Annotated in this window: 1 protein-coding gene and 1 pseudogene; both read left to right on the forward strand. The window is 72.6% G+C overall.

The features are described 5' to 3' along the window. Positions 1–323: pseudogene (locus TN53_RS41910) on the forward strand (acyl-CoA dehydrogenase); the annotation flags it as partial. A gap of 36 nt (positions 324–359) precedes the next feature. Then, a partial coding sequence (locus TN53_RS41915; RefSeq protein WP_046264152.1) for an acyl carrier protein occupies positions 360–570 on the forward strand: 211 nt, incomplete at its 3' end.

The following is a 570-nucleotide window of genomic DNA, read 5'->3' on the forward strand; positions in this document are numbered from 1 at the left end:
GCGCCGCGCTGGCCCCCGGGGACCTCACCGTCGCCGCCCGGCCCGAGGCGCTGCGGCTGGCGGCGCGCTACGCCGCTGTGCTCGCGGCGATCGCCTGCGTGAACATCTGGCTCCACAACCAGGAGCGCCACGACGCGTTCCTCAGCGATCCGCGCTGGGCCGTCGCGGCGCTGGGCCGGATCGCCGAACGGATGGGCCGAGACCCCGGGCAGCGGCCCCGGCACGTCACCGAATGGCTGTCGGCGGAGGTCCTGGCCCGGCACCGCGACCGCCGCGGGTTCGGCTTGTCGAACCGGCGCCTGCCCGGCCCGCGGCGCCGTTGATGACAAGCCGCCGCCATCGATGACAAGGAGAACGGCATGAACAGCCCCGAATCGGCCCCGTCAGCTCTGTCTGCCCCGTCGGACACCGAACTGCGGAGTTGGCTGCGCACGCGGGTCGCCCACTACGTACAACTCGACGTCGCCGACATCGACACCAGCGCCACGCTGACGACCTACGGCCTCGACTCGGTCTACGCGCTGACCCTCTGCGGCGACATCGAGGACCACCTCGGACTGGTCCTGGAGC

Source organism: Streptomyces sp. WM6386, assembly GCF_000972385.1.
Lineage (GTDB): Bacteria > Actinomycetota > Actinomycetes > Streptomycetales > Streptomycetaceae > Streptomyces.